Below are 22264 nucleotides of genomic sequence, written 5' to 3' on the forward strand. Positions count from 1 at the left end.
TATGTCTCGAATTGGTAGAAAAGCAATCACCATTCCAGGTGGGGTGGAAGTTAAACAAGAAGGTCAGGTCGTTACCGTTAAAGGCCCTAAAGGAACGCTTACCAGAGAATTCCGGCCTGAAATCGGTATTCAAGTAGAAGAAAATACAATCAGCGTTACCCGTCCCAACGACGAACCTTTCTACCGTTCGCTTCACGGACTGACCCGCACCCTTCTTGCCAATATGGTGGAAGGCGTATCAAACGGGTTTAGCAAGAATTTGGATCTTGTCGGAGTAGGATATCGTGCTGCTCTTTCAGGTAAAAAACTTGTGCTTACTGTCGGCAAATCTCATCCCGTAGAAATGGAACCCTATGAAGGGATCGAAGTCGAAGTTCCCGCACCGAACAAGGTGATTATTAAAGGAATCGATAAGGAACAAGTCGGTAATTTTGCTGCAGATGTTCGTAAGCAACGTGAACCGGAACCGTATAAAGGTAAAGGGATTAAATACGAAAAAGAAGTCATCCGCCGCAAGGAAGGTAAAACCGGCGGTAAGAAATAAGGTAAGGGCAAAATCTCTTGCCGCGTAGAAAGGATGAAAAAGCTTGATTAAAAAGAGTGACCGCAGACAAATTCTGAAACAGAAGCATAAAAGTGTCCGCAAAAGAATCCAGGGCACAGTCGAAAGACCACGTATGGCGGTATTTAGAAGCTTAAATCATATTTATGCCCAGGTTGTTAACGATGACCTTGGAATTACCCTGGCCGCAGCTTCTTCTCTTGATGCTGAGTTTAAAGCAGCAGAGTTGTCCGGAGGAAACATCGAGGGAGCCAAAAAAGTTGGTGAACTCATTGCGAAAAAAGCACTGGATAAAGGAATTACCCAAGTGGTCTATGACCGCGGCGGCAGCCTATATCACGGCAGAGTTGCAGCTCTGGCCGAAGCCGCTAGAGAAGCAGGACTTGACTTCTAATCTTTAGAAAAGGAGGGAAAATCATTGTCAAATATCGATCCTAGTAAACTGGAGCTCACCGAGAAAATTGTACACATTGCCCGTGTTGCTAAAGTTGTCAAAGGCGGAAGACGTTTCAGCTTCAGTGCCCTGGTTGTCGTCGGCGACGGCAATGGTATTGTCGGCGCAGGACTCGGAAAAGCAACCGAAGTTCCGGAGGCTATTCGTAAAGGCGTAGAAGATGCTAAGAAGAATCTGATTGTTGTACCTTTAAAAGGAACAACGATCCCGCATCCGATTCTCGGCCAATTTGGTGCCGGTGAGGTTCTGCTGAAACCCGCTGCCAAAGGTACCGGAGTTATTGCCGGTGGTCCGGTGCGTGCTGTTCTTGAAGTAGCAGGGGTTAAAGATATACTTACAAAATCGCTGGGATCTTCCAATGCTCATAACGTTGTCAATGCAACGATGGCCGGCCTCAAGGCGCTGAAGCGTGATATTGACGTTGCCAAAGCCCGCGGCAAGGCAGTGGAAGAAATCATTTAACGACATGATGGCCTGATGTCGCAACGGCCATGGTGGAATGGAGCGACAAAGGCCCTGGAACGATAAACCGATATAATGTATCGCAGCACCAAGTAAGGAGGTGTCCATATTGAAACTCCATGAACTCAAACCTGCAGAAGGTTCGACCAAATCACGTAAACGTGTTGGAAGAGGCAATGGCTCGGGACTTGGGAACACGGCCGGCCGTGGCAGCAAGGGTCAGAAAGCCCGTTCTGGCGGTGGTGTCCGTCCAGGATTTGAAGGTGGCCAGATGCCCATTACCCGCAGACTTCCGAAACGCGGTTTTACAAATAATTTTGGTAAAGAATATGAGGTCATCAATGTATCCGATCTTGAAGAAAGATTTGAAAATGGTGAAGAAGTTACCATTGAAGCTTTATTTGAGACTGGACTCATCAATAAAGTCAAGGATGGTGTCAAAGTACTCGGAGACGGGGAATTGACCAAATCATTAACCGTAAAAGTTCATAAGGTAAGCAAAACAGCAGCAGAGAAAATTACTGCTGCCGGTGGAAAAGTAGAGGTGGAATAAATTGATACTTGAAACCCTGAAAGATGCCTGGAAAGTTTCAAGCATTAGGAAGAAAATAGGGTTCACCTTGCTTATGCTTCTGGTCTTTAGGATTGGGTCTCACATCCCAATTCCGTTTATGGATCGTGAAGTGCTTCAAAACATGATGGGCAGTGGAGGATTGTTTGATTTCTTCAACACATTCTCTGGTGGCTCCCTGAAACGCTTCTCTGTATTCTCGTTAAGTATCATGCCCTATATCACTGCTTCGATCATCATTCAACTCTTAACGGTCGTCATTCCTTATCTGGAAAGACTATCAAAAGAGGGCGATCAGGGCAGGAAAAAGATTGTTCAGTATACCCGCTATGGTACTGTTGTACTTGGTTTCATCAATGGTTTTGGACTAACCATCGGCTTAAGAGGCGCGCTTATGATTCCTCAGGAGTCGCTTAGGATTCCAATTTACATTATGATTGCAGTCGTACTGACCGCAGGTACAGCTTTTCTGATGTGGCTGGGCGAACAGATCACTGAAAATGGCATTGGCAATGGTATCTCACTCATTATCTTTGCCGGTATTGTAGCTGGGATTCCGGATGCAATCAAGTACTTGGTTGGGCTGCTGAAGGTTGGCGAAATTGGCTGGATATCAATCGTAGGCTTAGTGGTTATTGCAGCGCTGATTATTGCCGCTGTTGTATTTATCCAGGAAGGCCAAAGAAGAATTCCGGTTCAATACGCCAAAAGAGTTGTCGGCCGCAAGCAATACGGCGGACAGAGCTCTCATATTCCGTTAAAAGTTAATCAGGCTGGTGTTATTCCGATTATCTTTGGTATTTCCTTAATGGCCTTTCCGGCAACCATTGCGACCTGGCTCCCACAGGACTCAGCCTTTGCTCTGTTTGCTCAGAAATGGCTGCAGATGAACGGCTCAGCCTATTCAATACCGTACTTGATCATGTATGCATTGCTCATCATTTTCTTTACCTATTTCTATACAGGAATTACCTTTAATCCTGTAGATGTCGCGGATAATCTTAAAAAGTACGGTGGCTTTATTCCCGGAATTCGTCCGGGCCGTCCAACCTCAGATTATCTGTTTAAAATCCTGAGCAGAGTGACTTTGGCAGGTGGGATATTCCTGGCACTGATTGCTGTTCTCCCCAGTCTGATCATGGGGTTCACCGGAATAGATAACATTTATTTAGGTGGAACATCCCTGCTGATTGTGGTCAGCGTTGCTCTTGATACGATGAAACAGATGGAGAATCAACTGATGCAACGTCACTATCAGGGATTTTTAAAGTAGGAGGCAATCGAGATGAGAATGATACTCATGGGTCCTCCTGGAGCAGGAAAAGGAACACAAGCTGATTTGCTCATTGAGCATTATCATATACCTCACATTTCAACTGGGGACATGTTCAGAGCCGCAATCAAGGAACAGACTGCCCTGGGACTGAAGGCCAAAGAATATATGGATGCTGGAACCCTCGTCCCCGACGAAGTCACGATTGGGATTGTAGCTGACAGATTGACTCAGGCTGACTGTCAAAATGGTTTCCTTCTGGACGGGTTTCCCCGTACGGCTGCCCAGGCGGATGCTTTGGCGAAAATCTTAAGCGACATGAAAATTACTCTGGACGGAGTCATCAACATTGAACTGGGCGAAGCAGATCTCTTGGAACGGCTCACCGGAAGAAGAGTCTGCAAACAGTGCGGAGCAACCTTCCATACTGTCTTTAACGCTTCTAAAGAAAAGGATGTTTGTGACAAGTGCGGCGGTGCACTCTACCAGAGAAGCGATGACACACTAGAAACAGCACAAAACCGGCTGAAGGTGTATAACGCACAGACTGAACCCCTGATTGCATATTATAACAACCAAGGTTTGCTCAAGAGAATTCAGGGAGATAAGGATATTAAGCAGGTTTTCAGCGATGTTCTCAGTGTGTTGGAGTAAGAAACCATGATTGAATTGAAGAGTAAGGAACAGCTTGCCCGCATGCGGAAAGCTGGCCGGATCGTGGCAGAAACTCTGGAACTGATGCGGAAAATGGTTGCCCCGGGAGTAACTACGGAACAACTGGACAGAGCAGCGGAAGATTACATTGGCAAATGCAATGCAATTCCTGCCTTCAAAGGGTATAACGGCTTCCCCGCAACACTGTGTACTTCGATTAATGAAGAAGTGGTGCATGGGATCCCGGGTTTAAGGGCCCTGAAAAGTGGAGATATTATCAGTATTGATTGCGGGGCAATCATTGACGGATACGTTGGTGATTCTGCGATTACACTGCCGGTAGGAGAAATCAGTAGGGAACTTCAAAATCTGCTGGCAGTGACTGAAGAATCTCTCAGGTGTGGGATTGACCAGGCGCTGAAAGGCAACCGGCTGTTTGATATATCTTACGCTGTTCAGACGTATGTAGAAGAGAATACAATGTCGGTCGTTCGGGACTATGTAGGTCACGGAATCGGCAGAAAAATGCATGAAGAACCTCAAGTACCCAATTTTGGCAAACCCGGCAGGGGGCCGAGACTCGAGGTAGGAATGGTCCTGGCGATAGAACCCATGGTTAACTTAGGAGGCTATCAGGTTGAGACTCTTGAGAACCAATGGACTGTTGTAACAAAAGATCGCCGAGCATCGGCACATTTTGAACACACAGTGGCCATCACTGAAAATGGCCCGGAAATACTAACTCGAATTGAAGGCTGAAGACCGGTATAAAATGTCAAAGGAGGGATAGGCGCAATGTCAAAAGAAGATGTGATTGAGGTTGAAGGTAAAGTACTGGAACCACTGCCGAACGCAATGTTTACGGTAGAACTGAACAACGGTCATAAGGTGCTGGCGCATGTCTCCGGCAAGATACGGATGCATTTTATTAGAATTTTGCCTGGAGACCGGGTCACGGTGGAGCTTTCTCCCTATGACTTGACCAGAGGACGAATTGTTTACAGATTTAAGTAAGGGCGAGGGAGGGATCACAGGTGAAAGTAAGACCTTCTGTGAAACCGATTTGTGAAAAGTGTAAAATCATTAAACGGCACGGAAAAGTCATGGTTATTTGCGAAAATCCAAAGCATAAACAACGCCAAGGCTAACTTGATGTTCGAGGTTCGAAGTTCGAGGCACGATGTTAGGGTATATGATCGCGGCATCTTGTTTTCAAACAACGAACATCGAACATAGAACGGCAACGGGTGTATACCGTTGCGAGGCCGTTATCAAAAGATTAAGAACGAGAAAAACAACAATAAGCACTGATTATTCGGACTTCGAGCATCGAACTTCGAACATCGATTAAAACGGGGGTGTGAAATTTAGATGGCACGTATCGCAGGGGTGGATATACCTCGGGACAAACGTGTTGAGGTTGCTCTTACCTACATTTATGGTATCGGCATTTCTCAATCCAAAAAAATCCTGACAAAAACACAGATTAACCCTGATACCAGGGTCAAAGATCTTACAGACGACGAAATCGCCAAGATCAGAGAAACCATTGATAAAGAATTTAAGGTCGAAGGCGATCTGCGTAGGGAAGTGTCCCTTAACATTAAAAGACTGATGGAAATCGGCAGTTATCGTGGCCTTCGCCATCGTCGTGGACTGCCTGTGCGCGGACAGCGGACCAAAACCAATGCCCGTACAAGAAAAGGCCCCGCAAGAGCAATTGGCGGTAAGAAGAAAAAGTAAAGGAGGGCATTGAAACATGGCTCGTAAAGTAGTTCGTACCAGAAAAAGAGAACGTAAGAATATTGAAAGCGGCATAGCACATATCAAGTCGACTTTTAATAATACGATTGTCACGATTACCGACACGACCGGAAATGCACTTTCCTGGTCAAGCTCGGGTTCTTTAGGTTTCAAAGGTTCGCGTAAAAGCACGCCTTTTGCTGCGCAAATGGCTGCAGAGACAGCTGCCAAAGCAGCAATGGAGCATGGGCTTAAAATTGTTGAATGTTTTGTGAAAGGTCCAGGATCAGGCCGTGAAGCCGCAATCAGAGCATTGCAGGCAGCAGGTCTGGAAGTGAACCTTATTCGGGACGTAACTCCGGTACCGCATAACGGATGTCGGCCGCCCAAACGCAGAAGAGTATAGGGGGTGTAAAACATGGCTAAATATACAGAATCAGTATGTCGTCTGTGCCGGCGCGAGGGTCAGAAGTTATTCCTGAAAGGGGATCGCTGCTATACCAATAAATGTGCTGTGGACCGTCGGACGTATGCTCCGGGAATGCACGGACAGAGCAGAGGCAAGAAACCGACTGAGTATGGCATTCAGCTCAGAGAAAAGCAGAAAGTTCGGAGAATCTATGGCGTTCTGGAAAAGCAATTCCGTGGCTATTTTGATAAAGCTGCACGTCAAAAAGGTATGACCGGGGAAAACCTTCTCCGTTTATTAGAACGCCGTTTGGACAATGTAGTTTACAGACTGGGCTTTGCTTCATCCAGACCCGAAGCACGCCAGCTTGTAACGCATGGACATATTACAATCAACGGCAAACGCGTCGATATTGCATCTTATCTCGTCAGCGCTGGTGAAGCAATTTCGATTAAAGAAAGCAGCAGAGACAACAACAGAATGAAGGAAATGGCCGAATCCCTGAAGGATCGTGCTGTTCCGGCATGGTTAAGCCTGGATATCAATACTATCACCGGGACCGTCATCAACATGCCGACCCGTGAAGATATTCAGATTCCGATTGAAGAACATCTTATCGTAGAGAAATATTCTCGTTAAACTTTTCCGGGAAAGAAGGGGTGCATTCCGATGCTTGAAATCGAGAAGCCCAATATTGAATGTGTTGAGAGATCTGAAGATAATACCTATGCCAAATTTGTTATTGAACCCTTGGAGAGAGGCTATGGCATTACCTTAGGGAATTCCCTGCGTCGTATCCTGCTTTCTTCTCTACCCGGGTCCGCGGTAACTTCAGTCAAAATAGAAGGCGTATTACACGAATTCTCAACTATTCCAGGAGTCTTGGAAGACGTAACAGAGATCATCCTCAATATTAAATCCCTCGCTCTCAAAGGCCATACAGATGAACCGCGCGTTCTGCGTTTGGAATGTGAAGGGGAAAGGGTTGTTACCGCAAGAGACATTATCACCGGTCCCGATATTGAGATTCTCAATCCAGATTTAAAGATCGCCACGTTGGATAAAGACGGACGTCTTTTCATGGAAATGAACGTCGAACGTTCCCGCGGCTATGTCTCGGCTGAGAAGAATAAAAAGGCAGATCAGGTAATCGGCGTTATTCCTGTCGATTCTATCTTTACCCCAATCTATAAAGTCAACTATGCTGTAGAAGATACTCGGGTCGGTATGATGACTGACTTTGACAGGCTTACCTTGGAAGTGTGGTCTAACGGCAGTATTACCCCAAAAGAGGCAACGAGCCTCGCAGCCAAGATTTTGAGCGAACATTTGAGGCTCTTTATCGGACTGAATGATAATCTGGGTAATGTTGAAATCATGGTGGAAAAAGAAGAAGAAGCCAAAGATAAGATTCTGGAGATGACCATTGAAGAACTGGATCTTTCCGTAAGATCTTATAACTGCCTAAAACGCGCCGGCATAAACAGTGTTGAAGAACTGACCCAAAGAACAGAAGAAGATATGATCAAAGTACGCAATCTTGGACGCAAATCTCTGGAAGAAGTCGAACACAAGCTCAGAGAACTTGGGCTGGGATTCCGTACTCCGGAAGATTAAACCTAAAGGGGGGATCACAGTTGGCATACCGTAAGCTTGGAGTTAACATGAGCCAAAGAAAGGCAATGTTAAGAAATATTGTAACTTCCTTGCTGAAGCACGGAAAGATCAAGACGACAGAAGCAAGAGCAAAAGAGCTGAATTCACTGGCAGAAAAAATGATTACCTTAGGCAAAAGGGGTGACCTAGCTGCCAGACGTCAAGCAATGCAATTTCTGTTGGATGAGACGGTAGTAAAAGAGCTGTTTGAAACGATAGCTCCTAAATACGCCGATAGGCAGGGTGGCTACACCAGAATCATGAAAAACGGATACCGTCGTGGAGATGCTGCCGAAATGGTTTTAGTTGAGCTAGTGGACTAAGATGAAGGTCAGGTTACTCCAGCAAGGTAACCTGGCCCGATGCCGCTTCAACTAAAGTCAAACATTAAATCAAAGTTTCGTATTGCTGGAGAGAAAAATGCGCAACATCCTTCTGCGATTAGCCTATGATGGTACAAACTACCACGGATTCCAGCGCCAGCCAGAGGAACATGGACAAACCATCCAGGGGGAGCTGGAAAAGGTCTGGAAGAAGCTTTTTGCCGAAGAAATCAGAATCACAACGGCGGGCAGGACGGATACAGGCGTACACGCTGCCGGCCAAGTGGTTAATTTCTGTTCAGAAGCGCGTATTCCGCAGGAGAAGATTCCTAAGGCCATAAACAGTATTCTGCCGTATGATATCAGAATTCTTGAGGCCAGGGATATGCCTGAAGATTTTAGTGCCAGGAGAAGCGCCAAGTGGAAGAGATATGATTACAGAATTGACAACGGACGAATTCCTGACGTTTTCAGAAGACTGTACGCTCTCCATGAGCCGGTGCAGCTGAATGTTGACGCCATGCAAATGGCAGCTTCCCAACTTGAAGGGAAACATGACTTCAGCGCATTTGCCGCTGCCGGGTCTTCGGCTAAAAGTTTTGTCCGGACACTGTACCACTGCAAAGTATGTTGGTTGGATGAACAAATCGTAGTTACCTGTATTGGTAATGGGTTTCTTTATAACATGGTAAGAATCATTGCCGGTACCTTATTGGATGTAGGTAAAGGCAGAATACTTCCGGAAGAGATTTCAGATGTAATTATGTCCAGGGATCGGACCAAAGCAGGTGAGACTGCTCCGGCCAGAGGACTGACCCTAACCTATGTCAACTATGACGGATCCAGTCCCGGTGAAATCTTTCCGGAAATTTGAGAAACAGGAAACCATAGGTTGACGAAAGACGTTATTTTAGTTAAAATTTTTAAGTAGTCTTTTACCGAAACGTGAATGAGCCCTTCACGTCAGGTGATGATATAACGAAATCGTACATGAAAACATGATGCACGCGATTAAAAATGGAGGGAACCAACATGACCACCACGCAATTTGCGAAAGCCCATGAGGTGGACCGTAAATGGTTAGTCATTGACGCAGCCGGTGTCTCTTTGGGAAGAGTGGCAGCTGAAGCCGCCCGCTTGCTCAGGGGAAAACATAAGCCGATATTTACCCCAAATGTTGACACAGGTGACTTTGTCATTATCGTCAATGCAGATAAAACATTGATTACCGGCAATAAACTAGATAATAAAATGTATCGCTGGCACACCGGTTATCCAGGCGGACTGAAAGAAATGACCTACCGGGTGCTGATGAGCAAAGCCCCCGAAAAAGCTATGGAACATGCTGTAAAAGGAATGCTTCCTCACAACAAACTTGGTGCACAGATGTATAAGAAACTTAAGGTATACTCGGGACCGGAACATCCGCATCAGGCTCAAAAAGCAGAAGTATGGAATATGAAATAGTTGGAAGGAGGTAAAAGCATGTCAGCACAGCTTCAGTATCAAGGTACAGGCAGAAGGAAAAATGCAGTTGCCCGGGTCAGACTTCTGGCCGGTAACGGAAAATATACGATTAACGACAGAGACCTAAGTGAATACTTCGGTAAAAAAACCTTAGAGATGATTGTTCAGCAGCCCTTAGAAATAACTGAAACTTTAGGGAAATACGATTTAATTGCCAGAGTTCACGGCGGCGGTACAACCGGCCAGGCCGGTGCCCTCAGAATGGGTATTGCCAGAGCTTTGCTTAAAGCAGATGAAAGTCTTCGTCCGGCTTTAAAACGCGCAGGTTTCCTTACCCGTGACCCACGTATGAAAGAGCGCCGTAAATACGGACTCAAAAAGGCTCGCAAAGCGCCTCAATTCTCGAAACGTTAATTCAATAAATATAATAATCCCTCAACACACGTATGGTTGGGGGATTTTTTATTATGATAAAGACCATACTTTATAATCATTCCCTCCTGAATAATTGCCTGCCCTTCACCATAGATATAGGTGAGAGGGGGAGAACCATGGCCAAACAAATAAATTATTCACGGATCAGCGGATTGATGCACAGACAAATAATTCCGAAACCAAAGATTATACTGGCATCAAGCATTATTGTTCTTCTGGCCGTAACCGGTATTTTTTTCAGCCAGAAAACAGCATTACATACTGCTAAGGATGTTCCGGGCTGGAGTTGGATACTCGGGGGGGTAACCGTAACGATCGATGCCGGTCATGGCGGGGTTGACCCTGGGGCTGTTGGCGTCAATAAAACCCTGGAGAAGGATGTGAACCTGCAGGTTTCTAAAAGGCTGCAGGTACTGTTCATCCAGGCCGGAAGCAAAGTTGTGATGCTAAGGGAGCAGGACCGGGATTTTGGGACTTCTTTAAGCTTGCTTCAACGCAAAAGAGAGGACTTGGCCTACCGGATTCAAACCGCTATGGAATCCCAGGCTAAAATATATCTGAGTATTCATGCCAATAGTTTTTCCGATCAAAGACAGCATGGCCCGCAAGTGTTTTACCATCCGGAATCCGAGGGAGGAAAACTGCTGGCTGAAAGTATCCAGCAAAGTTTGAATAAAGTCGGAACAAAAAAACGGGAAGCAAAGGCAAACCAAAGCTATTTTATCCTCAAGAATACGAATATGGTGGCCGTGACGATTGAAGTCGGTTTCCTGTCCAATCCGGAAGAAGAAAAAAAATTAAACCAAAGTGCTTATCAGCAACAGCTGGCCATGGCTATTTTCGAAGGAGTGGGCAATTATCTGGCCAAGGAACAGCCGGTGGCGGCAGACGATTAATTTATAAAAAAATTAATTATAAAAGGTCACAAAAGGAAATTCACCGTGCTGGCAATAAATAAAGGAAGATGCACAATTAATCCCGAATATATCAGATAATCAGCCGTAGAAGCTGTAACGGACCTGAGCTTTTTAGGCTGGTGCTTGGCACTATTTTAAATCTATTTAAAAGGTTAAAAACCGAAATAAGAGTTGTTCCTTCTGCCCAGAAGCATTGTTTATAAATTGTTTAGATTCTGTTTACAGATATTCAAGATATTGGGAGTAAAATAAGATCAGAAAGCTTTCCAATATTTGAAAAGGAGTAAGTGAAGATGAGAATATCTAAAAAAGCGGCGCTGCCGGTAGTCTTTACTGTCGGGATTCTGTTGTTTGCATCAACTGCACTGGCGGACATTGTCAGCAAGAGCGGCTATGATACGCTTAAGGACGGCTTAAAGCAAAGCGCCGCGAGCTGTTCAGAGAAATTTAACAACTTTACCCTGGATTATTCATTTGTCATAAAGTATAACGGTGAAATCATCAGTTCCCAGAACGATGTCAAAAAATTTGACCGGCTGAATGGTGCGACTGAAGACAGCTCCCGTAGTCTGAGTCCAGACGGAAAGGTTTCCGATTCTTATTACTATACGGATAAGAACACCTGGATCAATGGCACGGATATCGGCACCGGCAATGAAGCCTATTACTATACCGAATATACCCAGGAACGCCAAATGGATGTATTTGACAATCCTTTTAAACAGGATGAAGCGGAAGATGTTGAGAAGATTGTGGATGCGGTTGTCGGCAGTTTGAAGGACCATGTGGTTGTTCAGGAGAATGCCGATGGCAGCAAAGCGCTTTCGGGTTCCCTGTCTGAAGTACAGATTCCGGCTTTGGTCAACGCGGTGGCTTCCCTTCAGGTCAAACAGGCTTTTTCGGGACAAAACAGCTATAGTGCCAGAATCCCTGTACTAACGCAGGATATCTATGTGAAACAAATTGAAGGGTCGGCCACAGTTAATTCGGACGGTCTCTTGGATTACATTCTGGCAACAGTGATATTATCCGGAAAGGACGCACAGGAACAGGCCCATGAAATTACGATGGAAACGCTTGTTAAATTGACGGATATTAATGAAACGGTTGTTCAGAAGCCGGACCTTAGCGGCAAAAAAGTTAAGAGAACAACAGAAAGAAACAGTGCCGGACCTCAGATCTCCAATCCTGAAAAATTTATCGGGACATTTAAAAACGATATTATCATCGAGCAAGACGGGAAATTTGTCAAGATTGGCGAACGCATTCTGCAAATCGCCCATGTTGAGAGCGCAAATATTGCCGGAAAATATTCCGAGGAATACAAAGAAGGCTTTGAGACGTATGCTCAGAATGCCCTGACCTTTACGTTTGACGCCACAACTTCCAATCAGGCAAAATCGGATGCCATGTTTGAATTCAGAGATAATGATGGATTGAACCGGTCCGGAAGTATCTACCTGGATGAAGCAAATGCCAAGGTGTATTTCAACCTGAACATGTCCAATGGGCCTTACGATTCCGTCTTCTCGCCTGTTCTGGAATGAATAGACGCAATGTTAGATGACAGACAACGAATAACGTGTAACAAAACGAATAACCAATGGCAATAACTTTAAAATTGGAGCTGCCGGGATTCCCCGGCAGGCTCCTTGCATGCGCAATGGGGGCAATTAAATGGAAAAAGTAATTGAAATATGCAGCTTGACCAAACTGTATAAAAATGGCCGGGGTATTGACGATATCAATCTGGAAATTGATCAGGGAGATATTTTTGGTTTTCTTGGGCCAAACGGTGCAGGAAAAACAACGGCAATGAAGGTCATGACCGGCTTAATCCGGTCGGACCGCGGTGATGTCAAGATTTTCGGGCATAGTATTACCGAATCGTATGAGAAGGCCATGGCGGAAGTTGGCTGTATTATTGAAATTGCTGACTCTTATCCGTTCTTGACCGCTTATGAGAACTTAAGGCAGCGTGCCCGGTATTATCCGGGAGTCGATGACCACAGAATTGATGAAGTTCTGGAGCTTACCGGTATGATCAAATACAAACAGGAAAAACCCAGGAAGTTTTCCCTGGGCATGAAGCAACGTTTGGGTTTAGCTGCGGCTATTCTGGCCAGGCCTAAAGTTTTGATTCTGGATGAGCCATTGAACGGACTCGATGTCGAGGGGATGATCGATGTCCGTAATCTCATTAAGCAGATGGCTGAACAGGAAGGAACGACCTTTTTTATTTCAAGCCATTTGATCCATGATGTTGAACTTACCTGCACCAGGATTGGGGTCATCGTCAACGGAAAGATGCTCAATGTGGACAGCACGGAAAAGATTCTGCAGAATTACGCCACGTTGGAAAATTACTTTGTCAGTGAGGTGGAACGCAATGGCCGCGTATAAAGCTGCTTTGATCAATGAAATTGAAAAGCTGTACAAAAAGAAGAAAGCTCTGGTTGCGCTGATTATCTCACTGGTTGTGATTGTGCTGGGGCAGCTGGCTGTCGTTGGTGTCAGAAGCGGCTTTGGTGTAAGAGGCGCCGGCAGCGTGGAATTTCCCGTACTGGTTCTATCGGTCGTCGTTAATACAATTTTGCCACTGTTTACAGCGCTCGTCGCCATTGATTGTTTTTCCGGGGAATTTTCCCATAACTTGATGCGTGTTACGCTGACCAGGCCGGTCAGCAGGTTGAAAGTATTTATGGCTAAAGTCACGGCCATTGCGGTTTTTATTCTAGCCAACCTACTGATCCTAATGGTCTTCTCAATGCTGGCCGGTTTTCTGTTTAATGCCAATTCCGCTACTTTTGCCGCCGTAGAGCGAACGATGCTTGCTTATGTGATCAGTCTGTTTCCACTGTTTACATTGGCTTTGGGGATTGTGCTTCTGACCAATATATTTAAAAGTGGCACATCGGTATTTTTTATTGCGGTTATTGCTTTTCTGGCCATCAAGGCTTTTGGCATTTTCTTTTCCCAGTACACAAGCCTGCTGATTACTACGCAGCTTGACTGGTATAATTTGTGGCTGGCTAATTCTTTTCCGCTGGCGAAGATTGGCAGGGATTTTTGTCTGATGCTCGGCTACGCGCTGATGTTTTTTACAGCAGGGTTTTATTTATTTGATAAAAAAGAGTTCTAAATCGCAGAATTTGCTTTGCTTAAAGACGATACTAAATGACTTGAATATGATGAGGACCTGCAATGAATCTTAAGAAACGCTTAATCGCAGCAAATGCAGCTACCGTGGCAATTCCGGTACTGATTACAGTACTGGTCGCCATGGCTTATCTGTTTATATACAGCAAACTATATGGCAATATATATTCCTGGGAAAGCTACCAGCGGGCCTCTCAGGTTGAGGCAGTACTGATGGATATAGAAAGACTGATCCAGCAGGAGAGCCCCGACGCGATTGCCGATGAAAAGTTCCAGCGGCTGCTGCGCCAGAAAATAGCTGAAATCGGAGGCGAACTGATTATCCTGAAGGATGATAGCATGATCTATACCTCGCTGGATGCACCGGGAATTGGCAAAATTGAGCTGGCTAAGGCCTTGGAAGCAGGACAAAACAAGCCTGGCAAGGAAAGCATTGTGATCAGTGGTCAGTCCTTTACGGTTCAGATTATTGCGCAGGATCCCACAGATACTGCTGGGGGAACCGTGCTGTTGCTCGTTCCACCGGATCAAGCAGCTAACGGCCTGATTCAGTTTCTCATTGTGATCGGCCTGACGTTCCTTTGCTCTTTCATTGTTACGAACATCCTGATCTCCTATCAGTTTTCGCGGGCGGTTTTGCAGCCACTGAATCATCTACAACATGCTGCAGATGAGATCCGGACCGGCAACCTAGACTGCCAGATTGCCGAAGAAGGTGACCAGGAGATTGAAGCATTGTGCCGGGACCTTGAGCTTATGCGCCTTAAGCTCAAGGAATCGATCCATACCCAGCTGAAATACGAAGACAACAGAAAAATGCTGATATCCAGCATATCCCATGATTTAAAGACTCCCGTTACTTCGATTAAGGGTTATGTTGAAGGCATTTTGGACGGCGTCGCAAATACCCCGGAAAAAACGGAGAAATACTTGAAAACCATCTATGTAAAGGCTGAGCAGGTTGATAAGATGATTGATGATTTGCTGCTCTACGCCAAACTTGATCTAAACCAGATTCCGTTTAATTTTGAAAGGACCGATGTTCAGGAATTCATTAGAAACTGCTTACTGGAAAGTGAACCTGAACTCGAAAATAATAGAATACACACGGAAATGTTCAGTGACCTGACCCAAAAGCGCTGCGTTTTTCTTGATCGGGAACGAATGAAAAGAATTGTAATGAACATTCTGGACAACTCCCGCAAGTATATAGACAAAGATGAGGCGGTAATAAGGGTTCTGCTCAGGGAGACGCCTTCCAGTATTATTATGGAGTTTCAGGACAATGGGTGTGGAGTCAGTGAAAAGGATCTGCCGTATATTTTTGACCGGTTTTACCGTTCCGATCAGGCCAGAACAGGGATTGAGGGAAGCGGCCTCGGACTTGCGATTGCCAAACAGATCGTCGAGGGGCATCAGGGTATTATCTGGGCAACGTCCCACGGCAAGGAAGGAATGAGTATTTTGATTTCACTGGCCTATCTTAAAGACGAGTACCATGTCAACTCTAAATCTACATGAAGAAAACCATCCAAAAACGAGGACTGTTATGAAAAAGATTCTGATTATTGAAGACGATCTGAATATTGCGGAACTGCAACAAGATTACCTAGAAGTGGAAGGTTTTGCAGCCGATATTTGTGCGGATGGTTCTGCCGGTCTGAAGCAGTTCCAGGAAAACGGCTATGATCTCCTAATCCTTGATATCATGCTTCCGGGTCTGGATGGTTTGGAGATTCTGCGCAGTCTAAGAGATGAAAAAGAGGTTCCTGTGATTCTGGTATCCGCTAAAAAAGAGGAAATCGACAAAATCAAAGGCTTTAATCTCGGAGCGGATGACTATATCACGAAACCCTTCAGCCCGGGTGAACTCGTCGCCAGGGTCAAAGCGCATCTGCAGAATTATGAAAAACTGAAGAAGAAATTCAGCGAAAAGCAGATAAGGCACAACACTGTAGTGATCCGTGGACTCAGGATCGAGAAAGAAGCCCGCAGAGTTTATATCCATGACAAAGAAGCCAATCTGGCCCAGAAAGAATTTGAGCTGCTTTTATATCTGGCAGGGCATCCCAACCGGGTATTCGGCAGAGACGAATTATTTGAAAAGGTCTGGGGACTTGAGGCGCTCGGTGATTCTGCTACGGTCACGGTTCATATCGCCCGACTGCGTGATAAAATAGAAAGCGACCCTTCCAACCCGCAGTATATCGAAACGGTCTGGGGAGCAGGCTACCGGTTCAGGGTTTAATAAGAACATCAGAAATGAATCCATTACGCAGCAAAGGAAGAAGATCGTGTTGTAAGGTCTCATGAAAAATACTTTTCGCATAACGGAGAGTATTTTTTTTTGGAAAAAGACGGAATGTATAGTAAGATAAACTGAGAGAATAGATAGAAAAATTGATCAGAATAATTTAAAAGAAGTATCGGAGAAAAGTAAAAATTTAAGGGCTTAGGTATTGAATAATTATTCACATAAGTGTATAATTATTAAAATAAATTATTAAATAAACTAAACGCTGCATTACCGTTACAGGAGGGATATGGATGATTAAAGTTGGAATTCTTGGAGCAACCGGCTATACAGGGCAGGAATTGCTTCGTTTATTAAATAACCATCCGGAGGTCACGCTGGCGTATTTAGGCTCTTCTACATCTGCGGGAAAGCGTATTTCAGATATTTGCCCTCACCTTCAGGAAAGTCTGGAAAACGTGCTGGAGGCGGAGGAGATACCTGATGTCAACGTGATGTTTATGGCACTGCCGCATGGTATAGCAGCGGCCAGAGCTAGGGAATTGATGGAACGCGGCATAAAAATTGTGGATCTTGGAGCCGACTTCAGACTTAAAGACGCCCAGGAGTATGAAAATTGGTATAAGGTTAAGCATGCTGATCCAGCTTTGCTGCCAGAGGCTGTCTACGGACTGCCAGAACTATACAGAAATGAAATTGCAGGGAAAGCCCTTGTGGCGAATCCGGGCTGTTATCCCACAGCATCCCAGCTAGCGCTGGTGCCGCTACTCCGAGCAAGACTACTTGATCCAACCGGCATCATCATCGATGCCAAGTCGGGTGTCTCAGGAGCAGGCCGCGGGATTGTCCAGAACCTTCATTATTCCGAAGTAAATGAGAATTTTAAAGCTTACGGTGTTGGTGTGCATCGCCACACACCGGAGATCGAGCAGCAGCTAAGCGGGGCAGCGGATGCGAAAGTCGTGATTAGTTTTACCCCGCATCTCGTGCCAATGACCCGAGGCATACTGGTTACCGTTTATGCAACTGTCAAGAGTGGAATAACGGAGCAGGAACTGCGGGATTGCTGGCAGCAAGCTTACGAGAAGGAACCGTTTATTCATGTGCTGCCGGAGAAAGAGTGGCCCCAGACGAAATATACGTATGGGAGCAACCACGCATTCCTTCAGCTAAGATATGACCAGCGGACCGGCAGGGTCGTCCTGGTTTCCGTGATTGACAATTTGGTCAAAGGAGCATCCGGCCAGGCCATCCAGAATATGAACATCCTGTTTGAGCTTCCGGAAACGACGGGCCTTCAAACCACTGCGCTCTGGCCATAGGAGATAAATGGACGTTTCATTTGTCCCCAAACATCTAGAGACAGAAAAGATCGAAGGAGGAATAAAAATGACGGATAAATTATATCCTTGGCAAGAAATAAATGGCGGGATTTCCGCGCCGCTCGGATTTTATGCCTGCGGGATTCAAGCAGGCATAAAATATCAAGACAAATACGATCTAGCGCTGATCCTATCTGAGATTCCGGCCAGTGCGGCAGGGATGTTCACGCGCAATGTCGTGAAGGCCCATCCGCTGGTACTCACCGAGAAACATCTTGCAAACGGCAAAGCGCAGGCTATTGTCGTCAATAGCGGTAATGCCAATGCCTGCATGGGAGAGATTGGTGACAACGCTGCCTTGGAGATGGCCAGGGTGACCGCAGCAGAGCTCGCCTTTGCTCCGGAAGATATTCTGGTATCGTCTACAGGGGTAATCGGGCAGGAACTGCCGCTGGCTAAAGTCATCCCAGGAATCAGGCTGGCAGCAAAGGAAGTTCAGGCACTTAAGGGAAAAGTCTCCGAAAGTGAAAAAACTGAATACGCTCACCAGGCGGCGTTGGCTATTATGACCACAGACACGGTTTGCAAAGAACTTGCTTTTGAACTGCAGTGTGCCCAGGGAACGATAAAACTTGGCATCATGGCTAAAGGCTCGGGTATGATCCACCCTAATATGGGAACGATGCTGTGTTTTATCACGACGGATGCGCAGGTTGCGCAGGATAAGCTGAAAGGACTGCTGAAGGCGGCAACGGATGAAAGCTTCAATATGGTGACCGTGGATGGAGATACCAGTACGAACGATATGGTCGTGATCTTAGCCAACGGATTATCGGGAGTTGCGCCGGAAGGTCAGGAATGGGAGAACTTTTCTGCCATGGTCCGGGAAGCCTGCTGTACGATGGCCAAAGCGATTGCAAGAGACGGCGAAGGGGCCAGCAAGTTCCTGGAAGTGAAAGTCGCAGGGGCTGTATCATTGGAAGCCGCCAGAACGATCGCCCGCAGTGTCTGTTCCTCTAATTTGGTGAAATCGGCCATGTATGGTGAAGATGCCAACTGGGGAAGAATCCTGGCTGCAGCAGGATACTCCGGAGCCAGCTTTGATCCGAACAAAGCGGATATCTATCTGAACGGGCTGCAAGTCGCTGCACATGGACAGGGGCTGCCGTTTTCCGAGACGGAAGCTGCGGTTTTGTTGAAGAATACAGACATCAAGGTCGACATCGTCCTAGGTGACGGAAATGAACAGGCTGTGGCCTGGGGCTGTGATCTTACACATAAGTATATTGACATCAACGCTGATTACCGGACGTAAGAATAGAAGCTTAATTGACCGACTATCAAATATAAATGTTATTTACTGGTGATTATCTGTTTAAAACACTTAAGTTTTTTAGGGACACCTTATGAAGAGGGGTAAAGGAGGCGCTCAAAATGGAAGATTTTAGTGCAGAGACCAGCGATTTGGATAAAGCGAATATTCTGATCGAAGCCTTGCCGTATATTCAAAAATTCTCCGGGTCTACCGTTGTGATCAAATATGGCGGGCATGCGATGATCGATCAGGAGCTTAAAGAAAAGGTCATGCTCGATATCGTGCTGCTGCATACGGTTGGCATCCGCCCGGTTATTGTTCACGGCGGAGGACCGGAAATCAATACGATGCTAAAGCGTGTCGGCAAAGAAAGCACGTTTGTACAGGGATTAAGGGTTACGGATAAAGAGACCATGGAAATTGCAGCGATGGTTCTGGTCGGAAAGCTGAACACGGAGATTGTCTCGATGCTAAACAGCTTTGGCGGAAAGGCAGTAGGGCTGAACGGCCAGGACGCTAAACTGCTCGTTGCCGAGAAGAAACCGATGCAATTGGCTAATGAACAAGGAATGGTCAAGGAGATCGATCTCGGATATGTCGGTGAGATCAAGAAGGTTACGCCGGGGATCATTACCAGCCTTCTCGATCAGGGATATATTCCGGTTATTTCACCGCTGGCCGGTGGAGATGATGGCGAAAGCTATAATGTAAATGCCGATACGGCTGCCGGAACCATCGCCGGATGCTTAAAGGCTGACAAATTCCTGCTTTTGACCGATGTTAAGGGAATTATGAGAGATATCAATGATCCAGAGTCTCTTATTTCCGTTATCCCGAAGGAGGATGTACCGGCAATGATGACGGAAGGGATCTTTAAAGGCGGAATGATACCGAAAATAGAATGTGCAGTAAATGCGCTGGAACAGGGAACAGGTACCGTTCATATCCTGGACGGCAGGCAGCCGCATGCGATTTTGCTGGAATTGTTTACTGACGGCGGGATAGGGACGATGATTAAATAAACGGAGAATATTAATAAACCGTATTATAGGGAAGAAAGGTCGATGGTCGATATGAATATAGAGTTGAATACGGAACAAATGATCGCGATGGGCAAAGAAAATGTCATGAATACGTATGGCCGTTTGCCAATGGCGTTAGTCAAAGGATCTGGATCGCTGGTCTGGGACAGTGACGGCAAGCAATATCTGGATTTTGTCGCGGGGCTGGCTGTAACCTCACTTGGACATGCCAATCCGGAGATCGTGGAAACCATCTGCGAACAGGCGGGAGAGATCCTGCATACCTCCAATCTGTACTGGATCCCTGGGCAGGTCAAACTCGCGAAGATGCTGACGGACAATTCGTTTGCGGATAAAGTATTCTTCTGCAACAGCGGAGCGGAGGCCAACGAAGCTGCCATCAAGCTGGTGAGGAAGTATGCCAAGGAGCATTTTAGGGCTGAAAAAATTCAGATCGTATCCCTGAAGAATTCGTTCCATGGCAGGACGCTGGCAACGATAACAGCCACAGGCCAGGCTAAGTACCAGAAGGGATATGAGCCGCTGCCGGAAGGATTCTCCTATACCACGCTGAATGATTTGAGCGGACTGGAAGGGGTTATCAATGAGAAGACTGCGGCTGTAATGATCGAACCTGTGCAAGGGGAAGGCGGCGTGCACCCTGTTTCGCGTGAGTTTCTGCAAAAAGCCAGAGAATTATGCGACAAGTACGGGGCGCTGCTAATCTTTGACGAAGTCCAGTGTGGGCTGGGCAGGACCGGGAAACTATTTGCCTACGAGTGGTCCGGCGTAAAGCCGGATATCCTGACACTGGCCAAAGCACTGGGCAATGGTGTACCGATTGGTGCGATGCTCGCAACAGATAACGCAGCTGCTTCTTTCCAGCCGGGAGACCATGCTTCGACTTTCGGAGGTAACCATCTGGTCTCGGCTGTCGGCTGCAAAGTGATGGAGATCATGACCCGGGAAGATTTTCTGACCGGGATCGAGAACAAGGGGTATTATTTCCAGGATAAGCTGCAGAAGCTTGCTGAAAAATTTGATTTACCCGGTAAGGTCAGGGGGCTCGGGCTGATGGTCGGCCTGCCTGTTGAAGAAAACGGACCCGAGATTGTCAACAACTGCTGTGCAAATGGACTGCTAATCAACTGCGTCGGCGGCAAGACCCTACGTTTCCTACCGCCGCTTACAGTCACATTTGACGAAATTGACAAGGCGATGAAAATTCTGGAGCAGGCCTTTCAAAGGAGCTTTAACGTAAAGTAAGAACAGATAAGATAATAATAACCAACAGATAAAAATGAATAAAAAGGGAGGGCGTAACCAAACTCTATCAGAGTGCCGTTACGCCCCCCTTTTATGATTTTCAGATATCAGCGTAGAACACTAGCGTAAAATAGCTGGTTGTCTGAGTCATATCGTTTTGCAGGAGTATACCGGAATTTGTGTTGCCCAAAACGTGAAAAGCCCGAATTCCTTGTTTCTCAGCCAGCCGGAAAGATGCAGTGAGCGATGCAGGGGAATCCAGGTAATCATTGCCCAGCCTGAAGAGGGCAGGATAATCGAATTCCTGCATATATTTCAAGGTTTCGCGGTCTTTGACCTGGGCTTCGGCCCGGGTCAGATAATGTGAAAAGTCAACCGACGAGATCAGAACCGTATGTTCATTCAGAAAAGGCTCGATCCCGGCAAGCAACGTATTGACTTCCTGAAGGGTGACATCATGATGCAGAATGAGCGGTACAATTTTTGCTTTGGGAAGATAATGCTTAATAAGCGGCACTAGCGAGCCAATGGAATGTTCCGAAGAGAGGTTTTCCTCATCTCTGCTCGCCAGGCTGTTTTTAAGCAGAAGGTTGACCGTCGGCTGATCCGTTTCGACAAGGCCTTCAGGAGTCTCCCAGTTATACAGGCCTGTAATAATCCGGTTCCCTTTGTTAAGATGGTTTGGGCCTACCAGGATGATTAGGCCTGGCTCCTGCGCGGCAAGTATTTGCATCAGATCATTAATGAGGCGGGCGGCTGTCAGATGATGCGGCATCACGGCACTTACGATTCTTTTATCTGCCTTGGAAGGTACAGCAGGCTGGTCGGTCAGGATAGCATTTAATTCCTCCGTGGTGATAAAACCGGGATGGGAGGAAACGGATATCCCGTCGTCTTCGCCGGAGGACTTTTCCGTTAGGCTTGTTCCGCCGCATCCGGAAAGGAGTAAGAAAAAAAAGCATAATAATAGTAAGGCAGTCATGTTTAAGGTAGTTTTACA

The 22264-nt window shown here is 46.2% G+C and carries 28 protein-coding genes; 27 read left to right on the forward strand and 1 reads right to left on the reverse strand.

Annotation, left to right across the window (positions count from 1 at the left end; all coding sequences use genetic code 11):
• Window position 1 precedes the first annotated feature (1 nt).
• The 27 genes from rplF (at window position 2) to A7K50_RS05900 (ending at window position 21264) form a co-directional block, all read left to right on the forward strand.
• A complete protein-coding gene (gene rplF, locus A7K50_RS05770; RefSeq protein WP_020491298.1) occupies window positions 2-544 on the forward strand; it encodes a 50S ribosomal protein L6 in 543 nt (180 codons plus the stop codon).
• A gap of 43 nt (window positions 545-587) precedes the next feature.
• On the forward strand, window positions 588-956 hold the full coding sequence (gene rplR / locus A7K50_RS05775; RefSeq protein ID WP_020491297.1) for a 50S ribosomal protein L18: 369 nt from the start codon (window positions 588-590) through the stop codon (window positions 954-956).
• 24 nt (window positions 957-980) lie between these two features.
• Complete coding sequence (gene rpsE, locus A7K50_RS05780) at window positions 981-1478, forward strand: 30S ribosomal protein S5 (protein ID WP_020491296.1); 498 nt, start codon at window positions 981-983, stop codon at window positions 1476-1478.
• Between the two features lie 109 nt (window positions 1479-1587).
• Window positions 1588-2031: a 50S ribosomal protein L15 gene (gene rplO / locus A7K50_RS05785; protein WP_020491295.1), complete on the forward strand. Its 444-nt coding sequence runs from the start codon at window positions 1588-1590 to the stop codon at window positions 2029-2031.
• A gap of 1 nt (window position 2032) precedes the next feature.
• Complete coding sequence (secY, locus tag A7K50_RS05790; protein WP_020491294.1) at window positions 2033-3322, forward strand: preprotein translocase subunit SecY; 1290 nt, start codon at window positions 2033-2035, stop codon at window positions 3320-3322.
• Window positions 3323-3334: 12 nt separating this feature from the next.
• Window positions 3335-3976 (forward strand): adenylate kinase, encoded by a 642-nt coding sequence (locus tag A7K50_RS05795; protein ID WP_020491293.1) that lies wholly within the window; start codon window positions 3335-3337, stop codon window positions 3974-3976.
• Between the two features lie 6 nt (window positions 3977-3982).
• Window positions 3983-4735: a type I methionyl aminopeptidase gene (gene map, locus A7K50_RS05800; protein WP_020491292.1), complete on the forward strand. Its 753-nt coding sequence runs from the start codon at window positions 3983-3985 to the stop codon at window positions 4733-4735.
• Between the two features lie 36 nt (window positions 4736-4771).
• Window positions 4772-4990: a translation initiation factor IF-1 gene (infA, locus tag A7K50_RS05805; RefSeq protein ID WP_015043920.1), complete on the forward strand. Its 219-nt coding sequence runs from the start codon at window positions 4772-4774 to the stop codon at window positions 4988-4990.
• Window positions 4991-5010: 20 nt separating this feature from the next.
• A complete protein-coding gene (gene rpmJ, locus A7K50_RS05810) occupies window positions 5011-5124 on the forward strand; it encodes a 50S ribosomal protein L36 (RefSeq protein ID WP_083916719.1) in 114 nt (37 codons plus the stop codon).
• A gap of 223 nt (window positions 5125-5347) precedes the next feature.
• Window positions 5348-5719, forward strand: coding sequence for a 30S ribosomal protein S13 (gene rpsM / locus A7K50_RS05815; protein WP_020491291.1), 372 nt, complete (start codon window positions 5348-5350; stop codon window positions 5717-5719).
• A gap of 16 nt (window positions 5720-5735) precedes the next feature.
• Window positions 5736-6125: a 30S ribosomal protein S11 gene (gene rpsK / locus A7K50_RS05820; protein ID WP_020491290.1), complete on the forward strand. Its 390-nt coding sequence runs from the start codon at window positions 5736-5738 to the stop codon at window positions 6123-6125.
• 12 nt (window positions 6126-6137) lie between these two features.
• Window positions 6138-6767, forward strand: coding sequence for a 30S ribosomal protein S4 (rpsD, locus tag A7K50_RS05825; RefSeq protein ID WP_020491289.1), 630 nt, complete (start codon window positions 6138-6140; stop codon window positions 6765-6767).
• Window positions 6768-6797: 30 nt separating this feature from the next.
• On the forward strand, window positions 6798-7745 hold the full coding sequence (locus A7K50_RS05830) for a DNA-directed RNA polymerase subunit alpha (RefSeq protein ID WP_020491288.1): 948 nt from the start codon (window positions 6798-6800) through the stop codon (window positions 7743-7745).
• 20 nt (window positions 7746-7765) lie between these two features.
• Complete coding sequence (gene rplQ, locus A7K50_RS05835; RefSeq protein WP_026156236.1) at window positions 7766-8107, forward strand: 50S ribosomal protein L17; 342 nt, start codon at window positions 7766-7768, stop codon at window positions 8105-8107.
• A 97-nt stretch (window positions 8108-8204) separates the two neighbouring features.
• A complete protein-coding gene (gene truA / locus A7K50_RS05840) occupies window positions 8205-8981 on the forward strand; it encodes a tRNA pseudouridine(38-40) synthase TruA (RefSeq protein ID WP_199698235.1) in 777 nt (258 codons plus the stop codon).
• A 158-nt stretch (window positions 8982-9139) separates the two neighbouring features.
• Window positions 9140-9574 (forward strand): 50S ribosomal protein L13, encoded by a 435-nt coding sequence (gene rplM / locus A7K50_RS05845; protein WP_020491285.1) that lies wholly within the window; start codon window positions 9140-9142, stop codon window positions 9572-9574.
• Window positions 9575-9592: 18 nt separating this feature from the next.
• Window positions 9593-9988, forward strand: a complete 396-nt coding sequence (rpsI, locus tag A7K50_RS05850) for a 30S ribosomal protein S9 (RefSeq protein WP_020491284.1) — start codon at window positions 9593-9595, stop codon at window positions 9986-9988.
• A gap of 137 nt (window positions 9989-10125) precedes the next feature.
• Window positions 10126-10905, forward strand: a complete 780-nt coding sequence (locus tag A7K50_RS05855; RefSeq protein WP_119774976.1) for an N-acetylmuramoyl-L-alanine amidase — start codon at window positions 10126-10128, stop codon at window positions 10903-10905.
• 314 nt (window positions 10906-11219) lie between these two features.
• Complete coding sequence (locus A7K50_RS05860) at window positions 11220-12473, forward strand: hypothetical protein (RefSeq protein ID WP_119774977.1); 1254 nt, start codon at window positions 11220-11222, stop codon at window positions 12471-12473.
• Between the two features lie 130 nt (window positions 12474-12603).
• Window positions 12604-13329 (forward strand): ABC transporter ATP-binding protein, encoded by a 726-nt coding sequence (locus A7K50_RS05865; protein ID WP_119774978.1) that lies wholly within the window; start codon window positions 12604-12606, stop codon window positions 13327-13329.
• Entirely contained in the window at window positions 13316-14068 is a 753-nt protein-coding gene (locus A7K50_RS05870) for an ABC transporter permease (RefSeq protein WP_020491280.1), read from the forward strand. Before A7K50_RS05865 ends, A7K50_RS05870 begins: the two co-directional genes overlap by 14 nt.
• 62 nt (window positions 14069-14130) lie before the next feature.
• Window positions 14131-15606: a HAMP domain-containing sensor histidine kinase gene (locus A7K50_RS05875; protein ID WP_119774979.1), complete on the forward strand. Its 1476-nt coding sequence runs from the start codon at window positions 14131-14133 to the stop codon at window positions 15604-15606.
• A 28-nt stretch (window positions 15607-15634) separates the two neighbouring features.
• Complete coding sequence (locus tag A7K50_RS05880; protein WP_020491278.1) at window positions 15635-16333, forward strand: response regulator transcription factor; 699 nt, start codon at window positions 15635-15637, stop codon at window positions 16331-16333.
• Between the two features lie 299 nt (window positions 16334-16632).
• Complete coding sequence (gene argC / locus A7K50_RS05885) at window positions 16633-17661, forward strand: N-acetyl-gamma-glutamyl-phosphate reductase (protein WP_020491277.1); 1029 nt, start codon at window positions 16633-16635, stop codon at window positions 17659-17661.
• A gap of 67 nt (window positions 17662-17728) precedes the next feature.
• Window positions 17729-18976 (forward strand): bifunctional glutamate N-acetyltransferase/amino-acid acetyltransferase ArgJ, encoded by a 1248-nt coding sequence (gene argJ, locus A7K50_RS05890; protein ID WP_119774980.1) that lies wholly within the window; start codon window positions 17729-17731, stop codon window positions 18974-18976.
• 119 nt (window positions 18977-19095) lie between these two features.
• Window positions 19096-19998 carry an acetylglutamate kinase gene (argB, locus tag A7K50_RS05895; protein ID WP_119774981.1) on the forward strand — a complete coding sequence of 301 codons (903 nt, stop codon included), beginning with the start codon at window positions 19096-19098 and terminating at the stop codon, window positions 19996-19998.
• A gap of 42 nt (window positions 19999-20040) precedes the next feature.
• Window positions 20041-21264, forward strand: coding sequence for an aspartate aminotransferase family protein (locus A7K50_RS05900; protein ID WP_119774982.1), 1224 nt, complete (start codon window positions 20041-20043; stop codon window positions 21262-21264).
• A 100-nt stretch (window positions 21265-21364) separates the two neighbouring features.
• On the opposite strand, the gene amrB is transcribed toward A7K50_RS05900, so the two are convergent.
• Window positions 21365-22246, reverse strand: coding sequence for an AmmeMemoRadiSam system protein B (gene amrB / locus A7K50_RS05905; protein WP_119774983.1), 882 nt, complete (start codon window positions 22244-22246; stop codon window positions 21365-21367).
• Window positions 22247-22264 lie beyond the last annotated feature (18 nt).

Source organism: Dehalobacter sp. MCB1 (assembly GCF_003590275.1).
In the GTDB taxonomy this organism is placed as follows: Bacteria; Bacillota; Desulfitobacteriia; order Desulfitobacteriales; family Syntrophobotulaceae; genus Dehalobacter.

Excerpts from the sequence above, each read along its gene's own strand:
- rplF (WP_020491298.1), top strand. The coding sequence starts at position 2 with ATGTCTCGAATTGGTAGAAAAGCAATCACCATTCCAGGTGGGGTGGAA.
- A7K50_RS05795 (WP_020491293.1), top strand. The coding sequence starts at position 3,335 with ATGAGAATGATACTCATGGGTCCTCCTGGAGCAGGAAAAGGAACACAA.
- map (WP_020491292.1), top strand. The coding sequence starts at position 3,983 with ATGATTGAATTGAAGAGTAAGGAACAGCTTGCCCGCATGCGGAAAGCT.
- infA (WP_015043920.1), top strand. The coding sequence starts at position 4,772 with ATGTCAAAAGAAGATGTGATTGAGGTTGAAGGTAAAGTACTGGAACCA.
- rpsM (WP_020491291.1), top strand. The coding sequence starts at position 5,348 with ATGGCACGTATCGCAGGGGTGGATATACCTCGGGACAAACGTGTTGAG.
- rpsK (WP_020491290.1), top strand. The coding sequence starts at position 5,736 with ATGGCTCGTAAAGTAGTTCGTACCAGAAAAAGAGAACGTAAGAATATT.
- rpsD (WP_020491289.1), top strand. The coding sequence starts at position 6,138 with ATGGCTAAATATACAGAATCAGTATGTCGTCTGTGCCGGCGCGAGGGT.
- A7K50_RS05830 (WP_020491288.1), top strand. The coding sequence starts at position 6,798 with ATGCTTGAAATCGAGAAGCCCAATATTGAATGTGTTGAGAGATCTGAA.
- truA (WP_199698235.1), top strand. The coding sequence starts at position 8,205 with ATGCGCAACATCCTTCTGCGATTAGCCTATGATGGTACAAACTACCAC.
- rplM (WP_020491285.1), top strand. The coding sequence starts at position 9,140 with ATGACCACCACGCAATTTGCGAAAGCCCATGAGGTGGACCGTAAATGG.
- rpsI (WP_020491284.1), top strand. The coding sequence starts at position 9,593 with ATGTCAGCACAGCTTCAGTATCAAGGTACAGGCAGAAGGAAAAATGCA.
- A7K50_RS05855 (WP_119774976.1), top strand. The coding sequence starts at position 10,126 with ATGGCCAAACAAATAAATTATTCACGGATCAGCGGATTGATGCACAGA.
- A7K50_RS05860 (WP_119774977.1), top strand. The coding sequence starts at position 11,220 with ATGAGAATATCTAAAAAAGCGGCGCTGCCGGTAGTCTTTACTGTCGGG.
- A7K50_RS05865 (WP_119774978.1), top strand. The coding sequence starts at position 12,604 with ATGGAAAAAGTAATTGAAATATGCAGCTTGACCAAACTGTATAAAAAT.
- A7K50_RS05870 (WP_020491280.1), top strand. The coding sequence starts at position 13,316 with ATGGCCGCGTATAAAGCTGCTTTGATCAATGAAATTGAAAAGCTGTAC.
- A7K50_RS05875 (WP_119774979.1), top strand. The coding sequence starts at position 14,131 with ATGAATCTTAAGAAACGCTTAATCGCAGCAAATGCAGCTACCGTGGCA.
- A7K50_RS05880 (WP_020491278.1), top strand. The coding sequence starts at position 15,635 with ATGAAAAAGATTCTGATTATTGAAGACGATCTGAATATTGCGGAACTG.
- argC (WP_020491277.1), top strand. The coding sequence starts at position 16,633 with ATGATTAAAGTTGGAATTCTTGGAGCAACCGGCTATACAGGGCAGGAA.
- argJ (WP_119774980.1), top strand. The coding sequence starts at position 17,729 with ATGACGGATAAATTATATCCTTGGCAAGAAATAAATGGCGGGATTTCC.
- argB (WP_119774981.1), top strand. The coding sequence starts at position 19,096 with ATGGAAGATTTTAGTGCAGAGACCAGCGATTTGGATAAAGCGAATATT.
- A7K50_RS05900 (WP_119774982.1), top strand. The coding sequence starts at position 20,041 with ATGGTCGATATGAATATAGAGTTGAATACGGAACAAATGATCGCGATG.
- amrB (WP_119774983.1), bottom strand. The coding sequence starts at position 22,246 with ATGACTGCCTTACTATTATTATGCTTTTTTTTCTTACTCCTTTCCGGA.